Below are 17,807 nucleotides of genomic sequence, written 5' to 3'. Positions count from 1 at the left end.
CTTCGGATTTGTATACATGAGCCCTTGTGCCAGCTTCCCGGCCGGGACTAGCATGGCCCTCATCACAATGTCGTGGACGGGATGCATTTCATGGGTACCAAGAGCTATCAGGACAGCTACGCACAGAGCCTGGACAGGCCCGACGAGTTCTGGCTGGATGCTGCCGGAAAGATCTCCTGGTCGGCGCCCCCGACGCGGGCCCTTGATTCCGGCCGGGCGCCGCTTTACAGCTGGTTTCCGGACGGCGTCCTCAATACGTCCTACAACGCCCTGGACCGTCATGTGGCGGCCGGGCGTGGCGGGCAGGATGCGCTGATCTACGATTCAGCCATGCTCGGTATCCAGCGGCGCTTCAGCTACGCCGAACTCACGGAGCTCGTGGCCCGCTTTGCCGGGGTTCTGCGGCGGCGCGGCGTGGGCAAGGGGGACAGGGTTGTTATTTACATGCCGATGATCCCGGAAGCCGCCATCGCAATGCTGGCTACTGCGCGGCTCGGAGCGGTCCATTCGGTGGTCTTTGGAGGGTTTGCGCCCAAGGAGCTGGCGGCGCGTATCCGCGACGCCGCCCCCGCCGTGGTGGTCACGGCATCCGGCGGAATCGAGCCATCGCGCCGGATCGAATACCTTCCCGCGGTTGAGGAAGCCCTTGGCCTCGCCGGCGCTCCGGGGCTTCCCGTGATCGTCGCGGCACGGGAGGGGTTTGCGTCCTCAGTGTCTGACCACCCGGGCTGGCTGGACTGGGACAACGAGATGGCGGCCGCAGAACCGGCGGCGCCGGTGGACGTCAAGGCCACGGACCCGCTCTACATCCTCTACACCTCGGGAACCACGGGTGCACCCAAGGGGGTGGTGCGGGACAACGGCGGCCATGCCGTGGCGCTTAGCTGGACCATGGAAAACGTCTACGGCATCGGCCCGGGAAACGTCATGTGGACCGCTTCCGACGTCGGCTGGGTGGTGGGGCACTCCTACATTGTCTACGGGCCGCTGCTGGCCGGAGCCACCACTGTCCTCTATGAGGGAAAACCGGTAGGAACACCTGATGCGGGCGCTTTCTGGCGCGTGATCCGGGACCACAAGGTCAATGTCCTCTTTACGGCCCCCACAGCGCTGCGCGCCATCCGCAAGGCCGACCCCGAAGCGAAACTGCTGCGGGACTATGACATCTCCAGCCTGCGAACGCTTTTCGCAGCGGGGGAGCGGCTGGACACCGATACTTTCCATTGGGCCGCGCAGACCCTGGGTGTCCCCGTGGTGGACCACTGGTGGCAGACCGAGACCGGCTGGGCCATCTGCGCCAACCCGCGCGGGCTGGAAGAGCTCCCCATCAAGGCGGGCTCGCCCAGCGTTCCGATGCCGGGCTTCAAGCTCAACATCGTGGACGGTCTGGGGGAGGACGTCGAAACCGGGACGGAAGGAAACATTGTGCTGGGGCTGCCGCTGCCGCCCGGAACGCTGACCACTCTCTGGGGCGACGACGAACGCTACGTCTCCTCCTACCTCCAGGCATTTGAGGGCTCCTACGCCACCGGCGACTCCGGCTACCGGGACGAGGACGGCTACGTGTTCGTGATGGGCCGCACTGACGACATCATCAACGTGGCAGGTCACCGGCTGTCCACCGGCGCCATGGAACAGGTCATTGGACAGCACCCGGCGGTGGCCGAGTGCGCGGTGATCGGCCTGGCGGATCCGCTGAAGGGCCAGCGGCCCAGCGGTTACGTGGTGCTGAAATCGGGGGTGGATGTGCCGGAGGACATTCTGGTCAAGGACCTGATCGCGCTGGTCCGCCGGGACATCGGAGCCGTCGCGGACTTCAAGCACGTGGCAGTGGTCGATGCCCTGCCCAAGACCCGTTCGGGCAAGATCCTCCGCAAGACCATGAGGCAGATTGCGGACGGCGAGGAGTATGTCGTGCCGTCCACGATTGAGGACGCCGGGGTGATCGACCAGCTAATCGAAACACTGCGTCCGGCCGCGCCCCGGAACTAGCCCGGGGAGCTATCAGCCGTGCGCTCGCCGGAGCCCGCCACCGTCAGCTCCTGATCCAGCGGTACTCGTTCTCAGGCCTGCCCGGCGCACCGTAACGGGCAGTCCTGGAGACGGTTCCGGCATCCGCGAGGTACTCGAGGTACCGCCGGGCCGTCACGCGGGACATCCCGAGGGCGTCCATGACTTCCGTGGCGGAGACGGCATCAGCCTGCTGCTTCATGAACTCCTGCACGGCGTCCAGGGTCGACGTCGACAGGCCCTTGGGAAGCGGCAGCTCACTCGGCGCCCGCAGGCTCGCGAATGCCTGGTCGACGTCGCTCTGTGACGCGCCGGACCTGCTCCCGCCCACCCCTGCGGCGAGCTGCTCACGGAACTGCCGGTAGCTGGCCAGCTTGTCCGCGAACGTGGCGTAGGTGAAGGGCTTGATGAGGTACTGGACCACGCCGATGGACACTGCGCTGCGCACGATATTGAGTTCACGCACGGCGGTGATCGCAATGATGTCCGGCAACAGGCCTGATGACCGCATCCGCCGGGCGATGTCCAGGCCATGGAGATCGGGAAGGTTCATGTCCAGCAGGACGAGTTCCACGGGGTTGCCGGCGGCAGCGAATTCCGCCAGGAGCCGCAGCGCCGATTGGCCGTCAGGAGCCGTGCCGGCCAGGGAAAAGCCTTGGAGCCTCCCCACGTAGGCGCCGTGCGCGGCCGCGGCCACCGGTTCGTCCTCGACGACGAGGACTCGGATATCGCTCATGAAGTCTCCTTGGTGGTGCCTGCTGCGGGTAGGAAAACATGGAAATGCGCCCCGCGGGGATTGGTTATCGCCACGGTGCCACCCAGCCGGTGGACGGCCTGCCGGACCAGCGCCAGGCCCAGCCCCCGGCCGTACGTGCCGGACGCCTTGGTGCTGAACCCGTGGCGGAACACGTCGTCGACGGCGCCGGGGTCGATTCCGCGTCCGGAGTCCTCCACTGTGATATCCACACCCCTGACGCCCGACTCCACCGACAACTCGACCCATTTGGGCGCCGGAGCGTCGGCCGCAGCGTCGATGGCGTTGTCCAGCAGGTTGCCAAGTATGGTCACCAGGTCCTGGACGGCCACACCGGCCGTCCCGGCAGTGCTGTTCGCCTGCAGGCCCAGTTCGACGCCGCGTTCGTGCGCCTCGGCCGCCTTGCCCATGAGGAGGGCACTCAGCACCGGCTCTTCCATGGCGCCCACCATCTCATCGGTGAGCTGCTGGCTGAGCTCCAGGTCCTTGGTGGCGAAATCCAGGGCTTCGTCGGCCCGCCCAAGTTCCATCAGGGAAACGATCGTGTGGAGGCGGTTGGCGTGCTCGTGGGTTTGGGCGCGCAGTGCGTCCGAAAGTGTACGCATGGTTTCCAGTTCGTTGCCCAGGGACTCGATCTCCGTGCGGTCTCGGATGGTGGCCACGGTCCCGAACACTGCCGGGCGCTGCCGGCCGGCCGATGAAGCCGGGCCCACCGCAGGTCCCTGGTTGATCACCAGCACACGCGGGCCGGCCAGGTGGATTTCATCCTGGGCCGCCCGGCCGGACTCGAACAGGTCCTTCAAGCTGGGTGCCAGGGGGAGGTCGCCGAGCAGGAAGGCTGAGGCGGGATCGGCCCCCGACGGCCGTGGCGTGAGCCCCAGGAGCTCGGCCGCCTGGTCGTTGTACATCACCACCCGGCCCTTGGGATCGATGAGGATCACCCCCTCGCGGACGGAGTGCAGGACGGACTCGTAGTACGCGAACAGCTGGGCGAGCTGCTCGGGACCCCAGCCCCGCGTGACATTGCGCAGGTACCGGCCCAGCAGCCAGGACGCCACCGAGCCCCCCACCAGGAGGGCAAAGGCAATGGCCAGCAAGGCAGGCAGGCGGCCTGAGACGGCAACGTCCACCGTCCGGACCGTCACCCCGGCTGCCACCAGGGCCTTGACGTTTCCGGACTTGTCCTTGACGGGCGCTATCGTGCGGACCGACGGGCCCAGCGTGCCGGCCGTGATTTCCGTGAACACCTGCCCGTTCAGGGCGGCATCAATGGACCCGATGTACGGCTTGCCGAGTTCCTCGTCGCGCGGGTGCGTCCACCTGGTCCGGTCCGGAGCCATGATGGTGATGAAATCCGCGTCGGCGTCGCTCATCACGTCCAGGGCGTAGGGCTGCAGCACTGCGGAGGGGTTGGCCGACGCCGCTGCCTGCAGGACCAGGGGGTTGTCCGCAATGGCCGTGGCGATGCCGGACATCCGCCGGCCGGCCTCGTCGTAGGCGTGGTCCCGGGCGTCGATAAAGGTGGCTGTTCCGACTGTCGCGGTCAGCGCGAGCATGAACAGCAGATGCGCCACGAACAGCCGGCGCGCGATGCTCCACTTGTGCCTCATTCCAACCTTCCACGACCAATATGAACGCAACGGTGAGCCAGGTCACGCCATGCCCAATGATGGATATCACACCGGACGGACGTGCAGAGCCCAGAGACTGTGCCGCAACGTCTTCCAGATTATCCATAAGGAGACACATCATGGCTTCTCAACGAGGAGAGTCAGCTGCGCCTGTCAAGGCGAAGCGCAAAGGACTCGACAAGTCGCACTACCTCTACATTGCCGTCATCGTTGCCGTGATCCTCGGCGCAGTGATCGGCCTCATGTTCCCGGAGGTCGGCAAATCTCTCAAACCGCTGGGCGACGGCTTCATCAAGCTGATCAAGATGATGATTGCGCCGGTGATCTTCTGCACCATCGTCCTGGGCGTCGGCTCCATCGCGAAGGCTGCCACTGTAGGCAAGGTGGGCGGCCTGGCGCTGGGCTACTTCATCGTAATGTCCACCTTCGCGCTGGCCATCGGCCTCGTGGTGGGCAACCTCATCCACCCCGGTGAAGGCCTGAAGCTGACGCCGTACGATCCCAACAAGAAGGCCGCCACAGACAGCACGGTTGACTTCCTGCTGGGCATCATCCCGGGCGACATTCCGGTGCTGCCCACCCTGCTGGCCGCGATCCTCGTCGGCTTCGCCCTGCAGAAAATGGGCCCCCAGGGTGCCCCCATCCTCAAGGCCATCGGCCACGGCCAGGCGCTTGTCTTCCGCATCCTCATCATGGTCATGTGGCTGGCGCCGGTCGGTGCCTTCGGTGCCATCGCCGCGGTCGTCGGCGCCACCGGGTTCCAGGCGATCGTCAGCATGTTCACCCTGATGCTCGCCTTCTACATCACCTGCGCACTGTTCATCGTGGTCATCCTCGGCGGCCTGCTGCAGGTCGTGGCAGGCGTCAACATCTTCCGCCTGATGAAGTACCTGGCCCGCGAATACCTGCTGATCTTCTCCACGTCCTCGTCCGAGGCCGCCCTGCCGCGCCTCATCGCCAAGATGGAGCACCTGGGTGTCTCCAAGCCGGTTGTCGGCGTCACGGTACCCACCGGATACTCCTTCAACCTTGACGGCACGGCCATCTACCTGACCATGGCGTCCCTCTTCGTGGCCAACGCCATGGGCACACCGCTGGACCTCGGCGCCCAGGTTTCCCTGCTGGTCTTCATGATCATCGCTTCCAAGGGCGCTGCCGGCGTCACCGGCGCCGGCCTCGCCACCCTGGCCGCAGGCCTGCAGGCCCACAAGCCCGAACTGCTCGGCGGCGTCGGCATGATCGTCGGCATCGACCGCTTCATGTCAGAGGCCCGCGCCCTGACCAACTTCACGGGGAACGCGGTGGCCACGGTCCTGATCGGCACCTGGGTCAAGGAGATCGACGGCGGCCAGGTGGAGCGTGTCCTGTCCGGCGAAGAGCCCTTCGACGAGCAGACCATGATCGCCGGCCACCACGTCGAACAGGAAGTTCCGGCACCGGCTCCGGCACGCGCCTGAACTGCCTTCGCCTGAACGGCCGGCTTCAATCGCCAGCCTGAGGCACACTCGAACCGCCCGCGCAGGAGCATCCTGCACGGGCGGTTTTTGTGTCCCCTCCGGCAACCTTCGACCTTTACCAGAAGGTAAAGGCTCAAGCAAGGGCGCGTGTCAAGTTCCGTTGAATCACGGATGCGGCGCTGTAACCTTGGTGGGAAGAACCATAGGCGCTGAACATTCAGCGGCAGGACATCAACGTCATCGAAAGTGTGGATAGATACGTGAGCAGCGAACAGGGTTCAGCAACTCTGGAAGGCACCGAACTCGATCTGGAAGACGCCGTCATGGGTCCTACCGGGCGCCCCTACCGCGAATTCCCCGAGCCTGCGCCCCTGTCGTCCCACGGCCCCGCCCGTGTGATCGCCATGGTGAACCAGAAGGGCGGCGTCGGCAAAACGACGTCCACCATCAATCTGGCCGCCGCACTCGCCGAATACGGCCGCCGTGTCCTGCTGGTCGACTTTGACCCCCAGGGCGCATTGTCCGCAGGCCTCGGGACCAATCCGCACGAACTGGACCTGACGGTCTACAACGTCCTGATGGACCGCAAAGTGGACATCCGGGACGCCATCCAGCACACCGGCGTCGAGAACGTCGACCTGCTGCCGGCAAACATCGACCTCTCCGCCGCGGAAGTGCAACTTGTCAATGAAGTAGCGCGCGAACAGGTGCTGGACCGGGCACTGAAGAAGGTTGAAGACGACTACGACGTTGTCCTGATTGACTGCCAGCCGTCGCTAGGCCTGCTGACGGTCAACGCACTCACCGCCGCCCACGGCGTCATCATCCCGCTGATCTGCGAGTTCTTTGCACTGCGTGCCGTGGCGCTGCTGGTGGAAACCATCGACAAGGTCCAGGACCGGCTGAACCCCAGGCTCCAGGTCGACGGCGTGCTGGCTACCATGTACGACGCCCGCACGCTGCACAGCCGCGAGGTCATCAGCAGGCTGGTGGAAGCATTCGGGGACAAAGTCTTCGAGACCGTCATCAAGCGCTCCATCAAGTTTGCCGACGCCACGGTGGCCGCGGAACCCATCACCAGCTATGCCGCCAACCACATCGGTGCCGACGCTTACCGCCGCCTGGCCAAGGAGCTGATTTCGCGCGGCGGCGCGCCCTAGCCAAGGCCGTGGCACTGGCAGGCACACCGCTCGCTCCCGCAGGCCCGCAGGCCGGCCCGGCGGAAGCACCGGCGACTGACCCGCACAGCGGACCGGGGAAGAAACCCGGCTTCGAAGTGCGGCTCGCCAACTTCACCGGACCCTTTGACCTGCTGCTCGGCCTGATTAGCAAACACCAGCTGGACATCACCGAGGTGGCACTGGCCACGGTGACCGATGAATTCATCAAATACATCAGGAACCTCCAGCAGCTGGGCGAAGAATGGGCGCTTGATGAGGCCAGCGAATTCCTGGTCATCGCAGCCACCCTCCTTGACCTCAAGGCCGCCCGGCTCCTGCCGGCAGGGGAGGTTGAGGACGACGAAGACGTGGCCTTGCTCGAAGCGAGGGACCTCCTCTTCGCCCGCCTGTTGCAGTACAAGGCATTCAAGCAGGTGGCGGGACTGATTAACTCCACCCTTGAGCTCGAAGCCCGCAGTTACCCGCGCCAGGTTGCCTTGGAAGAGCACTTCGCGGCGCTGCTTCCGGAACTCGTGTGGCGGCACACGCCCCGGCAGTTCGCCGCCCTGGCGGAAGCCGCCCTGAAGCCCAAGGAAGCGCCCCCGAACGAGGTTGGCCTGGCGCACCTGCACGGCAGCACCGTCAGCGTGAAGGAACAGGCTGAAATCCTTGGCCTGAAGCTCCAGGCGGGACGGCCGTTGTCCTTCCGGGCACTGATCGCGGACGCCGAATCGACGCTGGTTGTGGTGGCCCGCTTCCTGGCACTCCTGGAAATGTTCAGGGACAAGGCGGTAGCGTTCGACCAGCTCCTCCCGCTGGGCGACTTGACGGTCCATTGGACGGCGGGACGCGATGACTGGAGCAGCGATCATCTCACCGAGGAATACGAGGAGCAGCCGTGAGCGCCAACACCCCGGATCCCGCCACCAGCGGGGACAGTGACAGCGGCTTGAATGTCGCCGAACTTCCCGGCGGCGCACATGCCGCCCTCGAGGCGGTGCTGATGGTGATTGACCAGCCGGCCACCGCCGTCGAACTGGCCGCCGGGCTCAATCTCACGGTCGACGCCGTCGAGCAGCTCCTGGCGGAACTTCAGCGCGAGTATAACGGCTATACTGTTAATGCCCCGGACTCGGACGTTGCCGACACCGCTTCTACAAACACGGCTTGCAAAAACGCTGCTTGTATAGACGCTGCTGGCAACACATCCAGACCCCGGGGTTTTGAATTGCGGAATATCGCCGGAGGCTGGCGCATCTATTCCCGTACGGATTTTGCCGACGTCGTGGGCGGATTCGTTCTGGAAGGACAGACAGCCAGGCTGACGCAGGCGGCGTTGGAAACGCTCGCCGTCATCGCTTACCGCCAGCCCGTATCAAGGGCCAGGGTGTCTGCAATTCGAGGAGTTAATGTTGACTCTGTCGTGCGGACGCTGATGCAGCGGGGACTGATCGAAGATTCGGGGACCGATCCCGAATCCGGAGCCATCCTTTACCGCACGACGTCGTATTTCCTGGAACGCATGGGAATCGGCTCGGTGGCTGAGTTGCCGCAGCTTTCACCCCATCTTCCAGGGCTTGAAGGCATCGAAGAGTTCTACGACGCCGGAAGAATGTAGGCAGTATCCATGCCTGCGCACGAGTATCCACCAGGGCGGAAGCAATCCGCCCGGCTGGCTGGTGTTGTCGGGAGACAGCCATCGCCGGCCAACATAACGAAGGACGGGTCATGACACAGGCGGGACGCCAGGGTTCACCACGTAACAGTTCGGGACGCAACAGCGCCGGACAGGCCAAAGATGGCCAAAACAGGGCCGGACGCAATCCGGTCCGGGGCGGCAGCAGCCGCGGCGCCGGGGCCGGCGGCGCCGGCTACAAGGGCGGCGGCGACCGTCCCTTCAAACGCCCCAAGCCTCGCGAAGAGGCCTTCATCGATCCGGACCTGCAGGGCCCCGGCGGCGCGCCGGCGGACCGGCCGGCAGCCGGCGACTGGAAGCAGGGCAAACCTGCCGCCCGGAAGCCCGGTTCGCGGAAACCCGGCGCCGGCAAGGAGCCCGGCACCCCCGGCGCCCTCAAGCCCAAGCCGCGGTCCGCTGCCGCGAAGACCTTCGGCACGCGCGCCTTCGGCGGCGAACGGTTCGGCCAGAACCTCGGCCCCGTCCGCAAGCCTTCACGCAAGCGCGGACCCCGCGGCGAGGTGCCGCAGTCCGAAATGCACGATGCCGACGGCATCCGCCTGCAGAAGGTCATGGCCTCCGCCGGCGTCGCTTCACGGCGCGTGTGCGAGGAAATGATCTCCGAAGGCCGCGTGGAGGTGGACGGCAAGGTTGTCACCGAGCTCGGCGTCCGCGTCGACCCGAAGACGGCAGTGATCCACGTCGACGGCCTGCGCATCCAGCTGGACGAGAACATGGTGTACATGGTGTTCAACAAGCCCAAGGGCGTTGTATCCACCATGGAGGACCCGGACGGCCGTCCGTGCATCAGCGACTTCGTCCGCAACACCCACGGCGAACGCCTCTTCCACGTGGGACGCCTCGACGTCGCCACCGAGGGCCTGCTGCTACTGACGAACGACGGCGAACTGGCCAACCGTTTGACACACCCCTCCTACGAGGTACCCAAGACGTACCTGGTCCAAGTGCGCGGTCCGTTCCCGCAGGGAATCGGCGCGCAGCTGAAGGCGGGCGTCGAGCTTGAGGACGGAATGGCCTCGGTTGACTCCTTCAAGCTGGTGGACTCAACCCCGGGCCACGTGCTGATCGAGGTTGTGCTGCACTCCGGCAAAAACCGGATCGTGCGCCGTCTCTTTGACGCCGTCGGTTTCCCGGTACTCCGGCTCGTGCGCGTCAAGGTGGGACCCATTGGCCTGGGAGACCAGCGCCAGGGGAGCATCCGCAACCTCGGCAAGCAGGAAGTCGGCCACCTGCTGGCATCCGTAGGGCTGTAGCATGTCTGCCTTTCGCACCCACGGTCGCGGGCACCTGAACGGCCCGGTGGTGGTTATCGGCACGGGACTGCTGGGAACCAGCATCGGCCTGGGCCTTCGGGGCCGCGGAGTATCCGTGTTCCTGTCCGACCCGTCGCCCACCAACCAGGCGGTCGCCGTCGATATCGGGGCAGGCCTTCCGTTGTCGCGCCTTGGCGACGAGCAGCCCGAACTCGTTGTCGTGGCCGCGCCGCCGGACGTGACTGCGGACGTAGTGGAACGCTCACTGGCTGATTACCCGACCGCAACAGTGGTGGACATTGCCAGCGTCAAGGCAGGCATCCTGGCGGACCTCCGCGGTCGTGGCGTGGACCTCGCCCGCTATGTGGGTACTCATCCCATGGCCGGCCGGGAAAAGTCCGGGCCGGTGGCGGCGCGGGGTGAGCTGTTTACCTCCATGCCGTGGGTGGTCTGCCCCTCCGGGGAAACATCCGCCGGTGCGCTGCAGGCCGCCCGCGCCCTGGCAACCGACCTGGGCGCAGTGGTGACACAGTTCGGCGCCGAAGAACATGACCACGCCGTGGCGCTCGTGTCGCACCTTCCCCAGGTGATGTCTTCGCTCGTGGCCAGCCGCTTGCAGGGCACGCCCATGCATGCCCTGTCCCTGGCCGGAAACGGCCTGCGTGACGTCACCCGCATCGCTGCCAGCGACCCCACACTCTGGGTGCAGATCCTCGGCGCGAATGCCGGTCCTGTGGTGGAAATCCTGCACGGTGTCCGCGAGGACCTCAACCGCCTGATCGGAACCCTCGAAGATCCGGCTGCCCCCGGTGCCCGCCTCGACCTGGCGCAGCTGATCAGCGAGGGTAACGCCGGGCAGTCCCGTATTCCGGGAAAGCACGGCGGGCCCCCGCAGGCCTATTCCTGGTTGACCGTCCTGGTGGACGACCGGCCGGGCCAGATTGCCCGCCTCCTGACGGAGATCGGCGAAATCGGGGTCAACCTCGAAGACCTGCGGCTGGATCACTCCTCCGGGCAGAATGTAGGCATGGTGGAACTGTCCGTTTTGCCCAACAAACATGATCTGCTCATCGAAGCTCTCAACGACCGTGGATGGCGGGTACTGCAGTAATGACACAGGAACTCATCGAAACCGTGCCCATGCTTCGCCAGGGCAGGCCGCTGGTTGTTGCCATTGACGGGCCCTCGGGATCCGGAAAGTCCAGTGTGAGCAGGGAAGTGGCGCGACGCCTCCGCCTGGCCTACCTGGACACCGGTGCCATGTACCGGGCGCTCACCTGGTACTGCCTGGACCGGGGTATCGATCTGGGGGATGCCGCGGCCATCGAACAGGCCTCCGAGGACCTGCCGTTGGACGTCAGCACCACCCCCAACGAGGAGTACGTCAAGGTCGGCGGAACGGACGTCACCCAGGCGATCCGGGAACCGGCCATCTCTTCGGCCGTCAGCGCCATCGCCACCACCCTCGGTGCGCGGAAGGAACTGGTCCGCCGGCAGCGTGAACTGATTGAGGTCCACCACCGCCGCATCGTGGTGGAAGGCCGGGACATCACCACCGTCGTGGCGCCCGGAGCCGAAGTCCGCATGCTGCTGACCGCCAGCGAGGAGGCCCGGCTTCGCCGCCGGGGAGTCCAGCTGGGCGGCACGCAGAGCGCGGAGCAACTGGCAGCGCAGGTCACTCAGCGCGACGCCAAGGACTCCACGGTGGTCAACTTCACCACGGCTGCGGACGGCGTGGTCACCCTGGATTCCTCGGATCTGGATTTCGACGGCACAGTTGACGCAGCCCTGGGCATAGTCAACAAGGTCCTCAACCGTGACTGACGCCGGCGGTCGCCGTCAGGGCCCGCTCCAAGCGGGCGGTGCCCTGCCGGGTGCCTGGACCATGGCGTGGAGCCGGCCCGTCGGCTGGTTGCTCGACCACATGGTCTACCGGACAACAATCAGCGGACGGGAAAATGTCCCGGCCGAAGGGCCTGTGATCTTCGCCGGCAACCACATCAGCTTTCTGGACGGACCGGTGATGTTCGGAGCATCACCTCGGCCCATGCACATCCTCGTCAAACAGGAAATGTTCAAGGGGATCCTTGGCCGGGTCCTCACGGCGTCGGGCCAGTTTCCGGTGGACCGCTCGGGGGACCGTGCCGCGCTGCAGCTGAGCAAGAGCGCGCTCGACGCCGGCCGGTGCGTCGGCATCCTTCCCGAAGGAACACGGGGGAGCGGCGAGGCCTCCGCCATTAACAACGGGGTGGCCTGGCTCGCGCTGAACTCCGGTGCGACCGTGATTCCCGTTGCCATCCTGGGCACCAGGATCGGCGGCGAACACCTCGACGCCGTTCCGCGGCCGGGCCGGAGGCTGCACGTCAGCTTCGGCAAGGCCGTGGCTGTGGGGCGCAGGCCCGGCGAGACAGGGCGTGTTTCAATGGACAGGGCGGGAAACGAGATCCGCGCTGCACTGGCACGGCATGTCCAGCAAACGATTCAACTCAGCGGGCAGGCTTTGCCCGGCGCGGATTCACCGCAAGAACGTCATGAAGAAGTAGCCGGGACGCCGGCAGATCACCACTAAGGAAAGTGCAATGAGCGATACGACTCAAACCTCCGGCAAATTTGGCGCCGGCGAAGACGAATACACGCCCACCGGCACGGACCAGGTGGCAGAGCATCTTGCTGCCCTGGACGATGACGAGGCCGAGCTCCGCGCTGCCTCGCTCCGGGCCGGCCTGGACGACTACGAACTGGATGAAGAAGACGCCGCCCTCCTGAGTGGCCACTACGACGACCAGGACTTCGACGGTCCGGTCAAGCTCGATCCGGTCCTGGCCATCATCGGCCGGCCCAACGTGGGCAAATCCACCCTGGTAAACCGTATCCTCGGACGCCGCGAAGCCGTGGTGGAAGACACCCCCGGCGTCACCCGTGACCGCGTGATGTACTCGGCCACGTGGAACGGCCGGAACTTCACGGTCGTCGACACCGGCGGCTGGGAGCATGATGCCCGCGGCATCCATGCCCGCGTGGCCGAACAGGCCGAGATGGCCGTGGAGCTCGCCGACGCCGTGCTGTTCGTGGTCGACTCCGCAGTCGGCGCCACCGCGACGGACGAAGCCGTCGTGAAGATGCTCCGCAAGTCCAAAAAGCCGGTCATCATGGTGGCCAACAAGGTGGATGACTTCGCACAGGAAGCCGACTCGGCAACGCTCTGGGGCCTCGGCTTCGGCGAACCGTACCCGGTATCGGCACTGCACGGCCGGGGTGTCGCCGACCTCCTGGACCACGTCATGGACACCCTGCCCGAGTACTCCACGATCGAAGGTCTGGAGCGCTCCGGCGGCCCGCGCCGCATCGCCCTCATTGGCCGTCCGAACGTCGGCAAGTCCTCGCTGCTGAACAAACTGGCCGGTTCCGAGCGCGTTGTCGTGGACAACACCGCCGGCACCACACGCGACCCCGTCGATGAATTCATCGAACTCGGCGGCCGCACCTGGCGTTTCGTCGATACCGCCGGCATCCGCCGCCGCCAGCACATGGCGCAGGGCGCCGACTTCTACGCCTCACTGCGCACGCAGAGCGCCCTGGAAAAGGCGGAGGTCGCCGTCGTGCTCCTCGCCGTGGACGAAGTGCTCAGTGAGCAGGATGTCCGCATCCTGCAGCTGGCCATCGAATCCGGCCGCGCACTGGTTCTCGCATTCAACAAGTGGGATCTGCTGGACGACGAACGCCGCACCTACCTGGAGCGTGAAATCGAGCAGGACCTCGCCCACGTGGCCTGGGCTCCGCGGGTCAACATTTCAGCCCTGACCGGCTGGCACAAGGACCGCCTCGTTCCTGCCCTGGATACCGCACTGGAAAGCTGGGACAAGCGCATCCCCACCGGACGCCTGAACGCTTTCCTCGGCGAACTGGTGGCCGCGCACCCGCACCCCGTCCGTGGCGGCAAGCAGCCCCGCATCCTCTTCGGCACCCAGGCCTCCAGCCGTCCGCCGAAGTTCGTCCTGTTCACCACCGGTTTCCTGGATCCGGGATACCGCCGCTTCATCACCCGGCGCCTCCGCGAAACCTTCGGTTTCGAGGGAACGCCGATCGAGGTCAACATGCGTGTCCGCGAAAAGCGTGGCAAGAAGCGTTAATTACGACACACCTCGCCCGTGTCACACGCAAAGTGTCACTGGCACCCTCCGGAATCGTGTAAGCTTTTGGAGGTGGTTCGGCCGGACTGCTGAGGTAAAAATCCAGGGGAAACCCGGGAGGACAACCGAGGCGGAGAACGGCGGAACTAACGGGCTGTAGCGCAGCTTGGTAGCGCACTTGACTGGGGGTCAAGGGGTCGCAGGTTCAAATCCTGTCAGCCCGACCAAAGAAACCGCTCCGTTTCCGGGAAGTATCCCGGAGCGGGGCGGTTTTTCTTTAAGCTTTTTCTCTGCGTCGCGTTCCGCTGCCGGGTTGCCGCGCCCTACTTCAGGAAACGCGACGTCCTCCGGTCGGCGAGGATCTTGCCGCCTGTCTGGCAGCGCGGGCAATATTGGAGCGCCCTGTCAGCAAACGACACTTCCCGGACCGTGTCCCCGCAGACCGGGCACGCCTGGCCTGTCCGGCCATGGACCCGCATGGTGCTCCGCTTCGCGTCCTTCAGTTCGTTCGGAGCCTTTCCCACAGCCTCCTCCACGGCGGCACCCAGAATATTGTGCACGGAGTCGTAAAGGACGCGGACTGATTCCGGGTCCAGTGACTTCGCGATGGCGAAGGGGGAGATCCGGGCAGCGTGGAGGATTTCGTCGCTGTAGGCGTTGCCGATGCCGGCGATCACCCCCTGGTTTCGTAACAGTCCCTTAATCTGCTGGCTGCTTGAGGAAAGAATCCCGGCAAAATCCTCAAGGCTGAACGAGGCGCTCAAAGGATCCGGGCCCAGGCTTGCGATGCCGGGGATCTCCTCCGGGTCGCGGACTACGTAGAGGGCCAGGCTCTTCTTTGTGCCCGCCTCGGTGAGATCGATCCCTAGATGGGATTCGCCGCCGTGGGCATCCGGGCGGCTCCGGGCGAACTCGAACCGCGCGGCGATATACCCTTTGCCCCGGGGCAACAGGGCGTTCGACGGCGATTCGGTGTACCTCAGCCAGCCGGCCTTGGCGAGGTGGAACGCGAGATAGACGCCGTCGGCATCAATGATGATGAATTTGCCCCGGCGCTGGACACCGGAGATGGTGCGGCCCTCCAGCACCGCATATGGCGGGTCTGCCGTTTTGAGGACCGCGAACGAAACGATCTGGATTTTCGTCAGTACAGCTCCACGAAGCCGGTCGCCCAGGAAAGCGCCCAGCCCGGCCACTTCGGGAAGTTCTGGCATGCCACTACTGTGCCATAAGGGTCCGCCAGGGCGCTCCCTTCCGGGGCAAGTGATGTGCATATACTTTCAGCGGCGGCTTGTTCTGCAGACCTCCGTTGACATTGCTGATTGACCAACATTCCTGGTTGACCCGATGAAAGGCCCCCTGATGAGCAACATTCCCGAAGACCTGTCCTACACTGCCGAGCACGAGTGGGTTTCCGCCCCCAACACTGACGGCGTGGTGCGGGTGGGCATCACAGATTTCGCCCAGGACGCCCTCGGTGACGTCGTGTACGCGCAGATGCCCGAAGTCGGCACCAAAGTGACGGCAAACGAGGTCGTGGGCGAAGTTGAGTCCACCAAGAGCGTGAGCGACATCTACGCTCCCGTGAGCGGGGAGGTCGTCGCCAGGAACGAAGCCCTGGACACCGACTCGGCGCTTATTAACAGCGATCCTTACGGTGAGGGCTGGCTGATTGAGGTCAAGCTCGCTGAGGCCGACGCAGTGGAGTCCCTGCTCAGTGCATCGGAGTACGAACAACAGGTAGGCTAAAGATAACCGGCATGGAGGTCCGGCTGTTGAGGGATTAACAGCCGGACGACACGCCGTAGGACCGGATCTGCCAGGCTTTTCCGGAGGGCACGCGTTGTTTGCAGGGGGACATCTGCAACGGAAGAGGAGGAATCCATGGTTGGTCACGAAAATAGCCACAGCGGTGGTGATTACGGCACGGGCGGAGTGAAGGCTTCGGAGACCACCTCAATCCACCTCACGCCAATCCGTGACGAGCCGACCATCGCGCCCAAGCTCTCTCCGGAAGAACGGGTAGCCGTCGAAGCCCTTCCATACGGCTCAGCGCTCCTGGTTGCCCACAGCGGTCCCAACACCGGTGCACGATTCTTGTTGGACTCCGACGTCACCACTGCCGGACGCCACCCGGACGCGGACATCTTCCTCGACGACGTCACGGTGTCCCGCCGCCACGTCGAATTCCGCCGGACGGCACGCAGCTTCGAAGTTGTCGATACCGGCAGCCTCAACGGCACCTATGTCAACCACGACCGTGTGGACAGCGTGGAACTGAAGTCCGGTAACGAAGTCCAGATCGGCAAGTTCCGGCTCACTTTCTACCTCAGCCCTGCCCGCGCAGCAGGCAACGTCTGATCCCGGGGTAGTTGCCTGTGGCACTGGCACAACCGGAACGGCGCGGACCCCAGGTCCTGAACATAGGGGAAGTACTCGCGCAGCTCAGCGACGACTTCCCTGGCATGACTGCGTCCAAGATCAGGTTCCTGGAAGAAAAGGGCCTGATCAATCCGCAGCGCACCCCGGCCGGTTACCGGCAGTATTCCGACACGGACGTGGAGCGGCTCCGGTTCGTGCTGGCGCTGCAACGGGACCAATATCTTCCGCTGAAGGTCATTAAGGACTACCTCGACGCCATCGACCGCGGCGAACGCCCGGAAAACCTGCCGCCGGGCGTCACTGTGTCCCCGCGGATCGTGTCGGACGAGCTCGCCACTGAGCTGCAGAACAAGGTTCGCCGGCTCAGCGAGGACCAGCTGCGGGCCGAATCCGGCGCGAGTGTGCCGCTGTTGAGGTCCCTCCTCGAGTTCGGCCTGATCGGACACATCAACGGGAAGTTCGATGAACATGCCCTGCAGGTGGCCCGCGCCTGCGTGCAGCTGGAAAGCCACGGCCTTGAGCCGCGCCACTTGCGGCCGTTCCAGGCCGCCGCGGAACGGGAGTTCGGACTGGTGGAGCGTGCCGTAGCCCCGCTGACTTCCCGCAAGGATGCCGCCTCGCATGCCCGGGCCGCCGAGGCTGCCCGCGAAATCAGTGATCTCTGCCTGACATTGCACCGTGCCCTGGTGCAGGACCGTATATCGCGAATGGATATCTGATGATTGAAGTCGAGATCGTGGGTGTGCGGATCGAATTGCCGTCGAACCAGCCGCTGGTGCTGTTGCGGGAGATTCATGGAGAACGGCACGTACCCATCTGGATCGGCACCCCTGAAGCCAGCGCCATTGCGTTGGCGCAGCAGGGTGTGGTGCCGCCGCGTCCCATGACGCACGACCTCCTCATCGATGTCGTCGAGTCGCTGGGCCATTCCATTGTCAGCGTGAACATCGTCGCCGTCGAAGACAATATCTTCTACGGACAGCTGCAGTTCGAAGACGGCACCACGGTCAGCTCCAGGGCCTCGGACGCCCTTGCGCTGGCGTTGCGGGCCAAATGCCGCATTTGGTGCGCCGACTCGGTGATGGATGAGGCCGGCGTCAGGATCACCGAGCATGATGAAGGCGAAGACACCGAGCCTGGCCCCACCGTGGACGAGGAGCGCGAACTGCGGCGCTTCCGGGAGTTCCTGGACGACGTGGAGCCGGAAGACTTCGACGGCTGAGATCACGTTAAGGTTAAAGTTGAGGCTGAAAGTTTCGACACGCCCCTGAAATGGGGCCAACGTCTTTGACCTTGGGGCACGGCAGGCCTAACGTCGAAGATATCAAGTTCCC

17 protein-coding genes and 1 tRNA gene are annotated in these 17,807 nt (G+C 65.0%); 15 read left to right on the top strand and 3 right to left on the bottom strand.

What is annotated here, in order from left to right; translation table 11 throughout:
• Positions 1–90: 90 nt before the first annotated feature.
• Positions 91–1,992 (top strand): AMP-binding protein, encoded by a 1,902-nt coding sequence (locus JOE31_RS15200; RefSeq protein WP_209746050.1) that lies wholly within the window; start codon positions 91–93, stop codon positions 1,990–1,992.
• Between the two features lie 43 nt (positions 1,993–2,035).
• Here the strand turns inward: JOE31_RS15200 and JOE31_RS15195 are convergent, their stop codons facing one another.
• Positions 2,036–2,746, bottom strand: a complete 711-nt coding sequence (locus tag JOE31_RS15195; RefSeq protein ID WP_209746048.1) for a response regulator — start codon at positions 2,744–2,746, stop codon at positions 2,036–2,038.
• The gene (locus JOE31_RS15190) at positions 2,743–4,374 is read right to left on the bottom strand and encodes a sensor histidine kinase (protein ID WP_209746046.1); all 1,632 of its coding nucleotides are present in this window, start codon (positions 4,372–4,374) and stop codon (positions 2,743–2,745) included. Before JOE31_RS15190 ends, JOE31_RS15195 begins: the two co-directional genes overlap by 4 nt.
• Positions 4,375–4,514: 140 nt before the next feature.
• Between JOE31_RS15190 and JOE31_RS15185 the strand changes: the two genes are divergently transcribed.
• The 10 genes from JOE31_RS15185 to JOE31_RS15140 all read left to right on the top strand — a co-directional run bounded on the left by JOE31_RS15185 (position 4,515) and on the right by JOE31_RS15140 (position 14,318).
• The gene (locus tag JOE31_RS15185; protein WP_209746044.1) at positions 4,515–5,852 is read left to right on the top strand and encodes a cation:dicarboxylate symporter family transporter; all 1,338 of its coding nucleotides are present in this window, start codon (positions 4,515–4,517) and stop codon (positions 5,850–5,852) included.
• Positions 5,853–6,112: 260 nt separating this feature from the next.
• Positions 6,113–7,012: a ParA family protein gene (locus JOE31_RS15180; protein ID WP_028271698.1), complete on the top strand. Its 900-nt coding sequence runs from the start codon at positions 6,113–6,115 to the stop codon at positions 7,010–7,012.
• An 8-nt stretch (positions 7,013–7,020) separates the two neighbouring features.
• Entirely contained in the window at positions 7,021–7,914 is an 894-nt protein-coding gene (locus JOE31_RS15175) for a ScpA family protein (protein WP_374100850.1), read from the top strand.
• Between the two features lie 101 nt (positions 7,915–8,015).
• Complete coding sequence (locus tag JOE31_RS15170; RefSeq protein ID WP_245199742.1) at positions 8,016–8,630, top strand: SMC-Scp complex subunit ScpB; 615 nt, start codon at positions 8,016–8,018, stop codon at positions 8,628–8,630.
• A gap of 110 nt (positions 8,631–8,740) precedes the next feature.
• Complete coding sequence (locus tag JOE31_RS15165) at positions 8,741–9,961, top strand: pseudouridine synthase (protein WP_209746040.1); 1,221 nt, start codon at positions 8,741–8,743, stop codon at positions 9,959–9,961.
• Position 9,962: 1 nt separating this feature from the next.
• Positions 9,963–11,072, top strand: a complete 1,110-nt coding sequence (locus JOE31_RS15160) for a prephenate dehydrogenase (protein ID WP_209746038.1) — start codon at positions 9,963–9,965, stop codon at positions 11,070–11,072.
• Positions 11,072–11,785, top strand: a complete 714-nt coding sequence (cmk, locus tag JOE31_RS15155) for a (d)CMP kinase (RefSeq protein WP_209746036.1) — start codon at positions 11,072–11,074, stop codon at positions 11,783–11,785. The genes JOE31_RS15160 and cmk overlap by 1 nt, the downstream gene beginning before the upstream one ends.
• A 61-nt stretch (positions 11,786–11,846) precedes the next feature.
• Entirely contained in the window at positions 11,847–12,530 is a 684-nt protein-coding gene (locus tag JOE31_RS15150; protein WP_209748479.1) for a 1-acyl-sn-glycerol-3-phosphate acyltransferase, read from the top strand.
• Between the two features lie 10 nt (positions 12,531–12,540).
• Entirely contained in the window at positions 12,541–14,091 is a 1,551-nt protein-coding gene (gene der / locus JOE31_RS15145) for a ribosome biogenesis GTPase Der (protein WP_043480377.1), read from the top strand.
• Positions 14,092–14,241: 150 nt separating this feature from the next.
• Positions 14,242–14,318, top strand: a tRNA-Pro gene (locus tag JOE31_RS15140).
• Between the two features lie 96 nt (positions 14,319–14,414).
• On the opposite strand, the gene JOE31_RS15135 is transcribed toward JOE31_RS15140, so the two are convergent.
• Complete coding sequence (locus JOE31_RS15135; protein ID WP_209746034.1) at positions 14,415–15,305, bottom strand: Fpg/Nei family DNA glycosylase; 891 nt, start codon at positions 15,303–15,305, stop codon at positions 14,415–14,417.
• Between the two features lie 148 nt (positions 15,306–15,453).
• On the opposite strand from JOE31_RS15135, the gene gcvH reads away from it, so the two are divergent.
• The 4 genes from gcvH to JOE31_RS15115 all read left to right on the top strand — a co-directional run bounded on the left by gcvH (position 15,454) and on the right by JOE31_RS15115 (position 17,695).
• Entirely contained in the window at positions 15,454–15,840 is a 387-nt protein-coding gene (gcvH, locus tag JOE31_RS15130) for a glycine cleavage system protein GcvH (RefSeq protein ID WP_043429635.1), read from the top strand.
• 135 nt (positions 15,841–15,975) lie between these two features.
• Positions 15,976–16,452: an FHA domain-containing protein gene (locus tag JOE31_RS15125; RefSeq protein ID WP_209746032.1), complete on the top strand. Its 477-nt coding sequence runs from the start codon at positions 15,976–15,978 to the stop codon at positions 16,450–16,452.
• Between the two features lie 23 nt (positions 16,453–16,475).
• Complete coding sequence (locus JOE31_RS15120; protein ID WP_209748477.1) at positions 16,476–17,192, top strand: MerR family transcriptional regulator; 717 nt, start codon at positions 16,476–16,478, stop codon at positions 17,190–17,192.
• Positions 17,192–17,695, top strand: coding sequence for a bifunctional nuclease family protein (locus JOE31_RS15115; RefSeq protein ID WP_011691403.1), 504 nt, complete (start codon positions 17,192–17,194; stop codon positions 17,693–17,695). The genes JOE31_RS15120 and JOE31_RS15115 overlap by 1 nt, the downstream gene beginning before the upstream one ends.
• The last annotated feature ends 112 nt before the right edge of the window (positions 17,696–17,807 follow it).

Origin of the sequence: Arthrobacter sp. PvP023, from assembly GCF_017832975.1 — a bacterium.
In the GTDB taxonomy this organism is placed as follows: Bacteria; Actinomycetota; Actinomycetes; order Actinomycetales; family Micrococcaceae; genus Arthrobacter.
This window is presented reverse-complemented; position numbering and strand designations above follow the sequence as displayed.